We start from the raw sequence: 6,000 nt of genomic DNA on the forward strand, positions 1-6,000 counted from the left end.
CTGCGCGAACGGAACGCTTTGCGAACGCGTAGCGTCTCTAAGAGTTAGGACGCAAAGGGAAGAAAGAACAAAGAGATATATAATTTTCACAAATGATTTAGGACTGCTATAGATCAATTTGAGTGGTATCCAATTACTAAACATTCATTTTGAACTCTGGTAAGCATATCGTTAAAAGCAGGAGTATAACAACCATCTTTATCAACAACTCTACGGAGAGTATACTCACCAGCGCGAGAAAGTCCGCCGAACCAGACGTTCTTTCTGTGCCAAATATCTCCATTGAGAGAATTTTTGTCTTGGGACATTGTGAAACTGACAATCGATTTTGAAACTGGTATTCCTAGCAAAATAGGTGTGATTTGAGCTTCTTGCAAAGTTTCATCTTCAAACTGAATTTTGTAACTTACTTGAAACCATTGAACTAAACGTAGTAATATCCAACCCGCAATCGAGTTATGAAAAGTCCATTGTAACGGTGCAAAGACTGGTAAAAGCAAAGTTATATTCTGTATATCCCATTCTAAATTGTACATAGTAATGCAAGTATCTGGCAGTGGGTTGCCATCCATAAAAAACACACCCTTAAGCACAGATGGTAAGTTTATTTCTTTGACTGGAATCATCCAGGTAGCAATATTATTAAGTTGCTTTTTCTCAATTAATTCAGCCATATAATTTGTAATTACTTCCTTTCAGCTAAATGAATACCTAAATTTTTAAATAACTGAGTCAGAGAAAAAATGAGTAATCTTGCAATAGAAAAAGAGTAAAATCAACTCAAAAAACCAGAACAATTACCAAATTATAATTCAGGAATGCCACTTGCTTTAAGCTTACTTAATCAACCATGAGAAGTAGGGGCGCACAGCTAGCTGTGCACCTCTACAATGGGATGTTTTTTTAATTGGAAGTCCCTTACTCACAGTCGTTGAGCAAAACCTTGTAGTACTAAATTATTAGGAGTAACGGCAGTCACTTTTTCAAAATTCCACTTGACTTCTGTAATTGAGTCCCATTGATAGTTGTGGAACAGATGTAAACAGAAAATTTTGATAAAGCCAATTGATAAGGATTTACCAGGACAGGCTCGCTCATGCTCTTCGCCGTTCCAAGATAAGATATCTGAAAAATTTCGTGTTAGGTCAAAATCGTCTGGATTTTGGTATCTATTGGCATCCCGATTAGCTGTAAGAATAGAGCCAAGTAAGCGAGTACCTTTTTGGAATGGACATTTTTGTTTTCCAATCTCAACTTCACCCGCTTCAGTGGTGAGTTGGCTAACAAATCGCACAGGTGGATAAAGACGAGCCGTTTCTAAAATTACTTGATTGAGAAGTGTTAACTTTTCTAGAGCATCTGGATCTAAACTTTTCTTGCCATTCCAGACTGCATTAATTTCTGATACTACATCATTTCTAAGAGTATTATCTAAGCAGAGAACACCAATCACAGATCCCAAAAGCGCACTTGTGCCAGCAGTACCGGCGATATGAATCATATCGAAAAGGGTATTAGCGATTTGGTGTTCGTTCAACTGATACTGAGCACCTGTTTCAAAGTAAGATGGCCATAAAGCTGATTGTTTATATCGCTTAGTTAAATATTGACGATGCCGAATTTTTGGCGCTGTTAAGATTGCTAGCAGATACTTGCTGATAAAATTAGGTAAGGATGCGAGAGCCAAATTTTTAATGTAATTATCGGATGCTGTGATTTCTTCCTCAGATAAAGATATCTGAAAAACCAGTTGATGCAAAATCGACAGGATGATCTTTGGCAAATCGTTGCCGATGTGTAATTTGCCTTGTTTAGCAGTTTCTAATAGCCTTTCCTCAACTAGATTCCCTAAAAAGTCTATCTGCCCTGACGGTTCCGGTAAAGCTTGTAAGATTACAGTACGTAGTCCTGTGTGTTCGTTACCGTTTGTTCCCAAGCTCAGAGGATTATCGAGCAAGTAGCTAGGAGCTAATATTCTGATAATACCTAAGTCATTTCCCCGCAGTTGGGGTTGGGTTTGCATTAGTTCTCTTACCTGGGAGTGAGAGGAATGCATAATTGCTTGGTCTACTGCAAAATACTTGTCTCCAATATTGTCCTTACGGATGTAGAGAAAGTCTCGCCATGCGTTGAGCATGATTGACGCATCCATGTAATAAAAAATCAAGCGGAGAAACTTGCCGATCTCAGTGTCATAACCTACTTTAGCTAGTATAGGTGCAAGCCAAAGCTGGCGATCGTGACCTTTAAGGACTTTATCTTTAAGTGTCATGGTATTTATTTTGAGTCATTGGGCATTGGGCATTGGTCATTTGTTTCCAATTCAGATATTGATACTCTGAGGAATTTTAGAAGGAAGTAGATATTCATAGGCTGGACGGTGCAAGTTACGTTGCTTGATGGTGTCTTCTACCTGCTGAAGATTATTGTGGAATGCTTGTAACAATGGTTTTACTTTTTGGTCTGTAAAGTATCCTTGCTGATAATCGCCCAGCTTGTTATAGTACACAGACCCCAACAAGCTGAGTAGGTTGTATTGCCGTTGTGCTTGATCTAAGGGAGGGAGCAAATTAAGGTAGTCTTGCTCAGTAACTTCTCTTTTGAGAGTTGAGGCTGGTAAATAACCTGCCAATGGAATCGCTGCGGCGTAGCCCATAAAATCTTTTTGCGGAAAGTTAACCGCAGCGTGTTGAGCGCTAGCAGTGAAAATAATCAGCGTAGTGGCATCAATTAGATAATTGCAAGTTTTGATGCTCCCATCTTCGCCAAAATCGGGGATGCGACCACCATCGTAAGCTGAGATTTCGGCTGCCCACGCTTGCAGGGCTGTGTCTTTTTGAATGTCTTCATCCGTGGTGTAGTAAAGGTTTAGGTAGTCCCAAACCCATTGATGAATGGCATCCCAGACTAGTAGTGCATCATCCCGGTAAGGATAAATAGGCAATAGGTTAGGATCGTCTACACCGCGCTGTTGGAATTGCTTAGGTAAAATGGCGCTGTTAAAACCATAGCTTTGTAATCCTAGCACTGCTAAAACGCGAGAGTTGTCGATTGATGCTGAGAGTAATCTATCGACACCACCGCCTGGAGCTATGAGAATACGTTGGGCGGCATCGTTAATTGCTAAAGTGCTGTCAAAATGCGGGTGTAGTAGAATTCTTAAAGGATGGGTAAGTGGCAGTTGTCGAGCTGTGGCGATCGCAAAAACACCAATTAACAAGTGAGTTCTTGCTAAGTGAGTAACAGCTTCGTGGAAGTTGGCATCTGCTATTTGCACTACTGTTTTGGCAAAAAGCCAAGAGTATTTACCGGAGTTAGGGGTAACAATCGGATAATCTGGGCCTGGGGTTTGACCGCATTGAATGGCTATCGGACGCAATAGACGGGTGGGGTCTGAGCCTTTAGGTAAGGCAAACAGTGCTAAGGGAGCATAGAGATATTTTTGCTCGTCTGGGAATGTACCGTTGACCGCACCATCTAAAATTTTATAGTCAGCTAAGTAAAGTCTGCCTTCAAGTCCGGCTGCTGCTAATGAATCGTCAGTTCCCATTACTCCTTGGTAATGTTCATCTGTGACTGGGAAGCGATCGCCTGGAGTTGTTACTCGCTCGATCGTGACGGGATTGTAGCCAGCTACTCGCATGTAGGCAAATACTTCATCTGATTGGTAAGTTTTAGCGATCGCTGGTACACCAATCACTGGAAACAAATTTTCGTAGTCTTTAAGACTGCTTGCATGTCCTGTAGGCTGTCCTTCATATAGAAGGTTAATTATCCTATTTAGAGCATCTCTGAGGATTACAAGTCCGTTTTCTTTCAAAATAGAATAAAAAAGATCGTCGAGTTCTCTAAGATCCTTAGATATGCCATTGAGCAAAAACTGAGGGATAATTTGCAAGATTCTTACCAGAATGCTGATTCTGACTGGTACTGCTCCCTTGAGCAAGGCTTCTAAAATAAACCTTCCAACATCATCACGAATCGATTTAGAACCTTGATTGCCTCTGTTAACAACCAAGGTATTGATAAACACAACTCGTAACTGCTGGGCTAATAAAAAATACCAGTTAGTGGTGAACTCTTCGGCAATAGAAAGCCGATCTAGCATCGCAATAGGTGGTATATGGATGTAGTTATATTGATACTGTTGCCTAGCTATATCTAAAGTATGAGTACTTGATGAACTGATTGAATTATCTGGTGATGAAGCAGTCATTGACTCTACTCATGTTTAGTATGGGGAACTTTAATAGTTTAGGATAAACAGGTTTGAGTTAGCTAAACGTATTATCGCAATCAAGTTTAAAGTTACGATTTTTCTCCAGAAGTTTTCTGGATTTTATCAACTGTTGAACCATGCACCAAATTTAGAAATATTGCCATAAATATTTAGCAACACAAATAATATTAGCCAAGATTTAGAAACAATTCTCAAAAAAGACTTTCATACTAAGGTCTTGTGTTTGAGTTGACATTTGAACCACTGAAACAATATCAAGAATCTGATAGTCATATTCTTCCTCAGCTGCCGATGTCTCCAATGCTTCTTCTGCTTATAGAGCGATCGCATATTTTTCTATTACCTTCCTCTATCAAAAATCTCTCTCTACCTCACTACTTTTATCCTTCAACAGTTAGAAGCAGCGAATTTTGCTCCATGCAAAGCTATGAAGGCAAGTTTTCATACTGTGGCAAAAGGATAAATTTGTGGATATTAGCAGACGAAATTTACTGAAGGTAGTTTCTGCTTCTAGTTTAGGTGGAGCCGGGGTATTTGCTTTACAAGGTTTAACTAAACAGGTTTTAGCGCAAAATCAGTCTACCCCACTCCAGACTAAAAAAGGTGAAATGCTCTACAGGCAACTAGGACGCACCAAAGAACAAATATCTGTAATTGGTCTAGGTGGTCATCATATTGGTAGACCAAAAGACGAACAAGAGGGTATTGAGCTGATCCGTACTGCTCTCGATCGCGGAATTAATTTTATGGACAATAGCTGGGATTACCATAATGGAGGTAGCGAAATTCGCATGGGCAAAGCTCTGCAAAATGGTTATCGTCAAAAAGCTTTTCTGATGACTAAAATCGACGGTCGCACAAAGGCGGCTGCTGCTAAACAAATTGATGAATCTTTAAAACGTTTGCAAACAGACCACATTGATTTGTTGCAACATCATGAAGTCATTCGCATGGAAGACCCAGACCGGATTTTTGCCCCTGGTGGTGCAATGGAAGCAGTTGTGGAAGCACAAAAAGCTGGCAAGATTCGCTACATAGGCTTTACTGGACATAAAGACCCTTTAGTACACCTGAGAATGTTGGAAGTTGCCAATCAAAACAACTTCCGTTTTGATGCAGTGCAGATGCCGTTAAATGTTATGGATGCCCATTTCCGCAGTTTTGAGAGGCAAGTTTTACCCAGACTGGTTGAAGACGGAATTGCTGTACTGGGGATGAAATCAATGGGCGACCAAAACATTCTCAAAAGCAATGTGGTCAAACCTATTGAATGTCTGCATTACGCGATGAATCTGCCAACTTCAACGGTGATTACAGGCATTGAAAGTATGCCCATCTTAAACCAGGCTTTCGAGGCAGTACGTACTTTTACACCCATGAGCCAGGAACAAGTCAGAGCATTACTGAATCGGACTCGCCAAGCTGCTCTCAAAGGTCAGTATGAACTGTTTAAAACTACTAACCAATTTGATAGTACAGCCAAAAATCCTGAGTGGTTAGGATAAGTTTTAGCTAGGGCGTGTTTGAAAACTAAGGATAAAAGCGATTTGGGCAGTTCATCATAGCAAACCACCGTATATCCTGCTGTAGGCACAAAACTGGCAGAGCTGCTGCAAAATCCAGAACTGAGTACAGTTTTGCGTAAAAGCGTAGCGTTTTTAATGCAGAAGGATGCATTGGCATTGCAGGGGAATGCATTAACATTGTATCGGGATGCAATGGCATTGTATCGGGATGCATTGGCATTGTATCGGGATGCA

4 protein-coding genes are annotated in these 6,000 nt (G+C 40.5%); 1 reads left to right on the forward strand and 3 read right to left on the reverse strand.

Annotated features, from left to right (window positions below; translation table 11 throughout):
* Window positions 1–113 precede the first annotated feature (113 nt).
* The 3 genes from ACFE93_RS26070 to ACFE93_RS26080 all read right to left on the reverse strand — a co-directional run bounded on the left by ACFE93_RS26070 (window position 114) and on the right by ACFE93_RS26080 (window position 4,216).
* Complete coding sequence (locus ACFE93_RS26070; protein WP_375477609.1) at window positions 114–674, reverse strand: hypothetical protein; 561 nt, start codon at window positions 672–674, stop codon at window positions 114–116.
* Window positions 675–922: 248 nt separating this feature from the next.
* Entirely contained in the window at window positions 923–2,272 is a 1,350-nt protein-coding gene (locus ACFE93_RS26075; protein WP_375477611.1) for a cytochrome P450, read from the reverse strand.
* Window positions 2,273–2,323: 51 nt separating this feature from the next.
* Complete coding sequence (locus ACFE93_RS26080; RefSeq protein ID WP_375477614.1) at window positions 2,324–4,216, reverse strand: lipoxygenase family protein; 1,893 nt, start codon at window positions 4,214–4,216, stop codon at window positions 2,324–2,326.
* 491 nt (window positions 4,217–4,707) lie between these two features.
* Here ACFE93_RS26080 and ACFE93_RS26085 point away from each other — a divergent pair, with 491 nt between their 5' ends.
* Entirely contained in the window at window positions 4,708–5,745 is a 1,038-nt protein-coding gene (locus ACFE93_RS26085; RefSeq protein ID WP_375477616.1) for an aldo/keto reductase, read from the forward strand.
* Window positions 5,746–6,000: the final 255 nt, after the last annotated feature.

Source organism: uncultured Nostoc sp., assembly GCF_964247315.1.
GTDB lineage: Bacteria > Cyanobacteriota > Cyanobacteriia > Cyanobacteriales > Nostocaceae > Nostoc.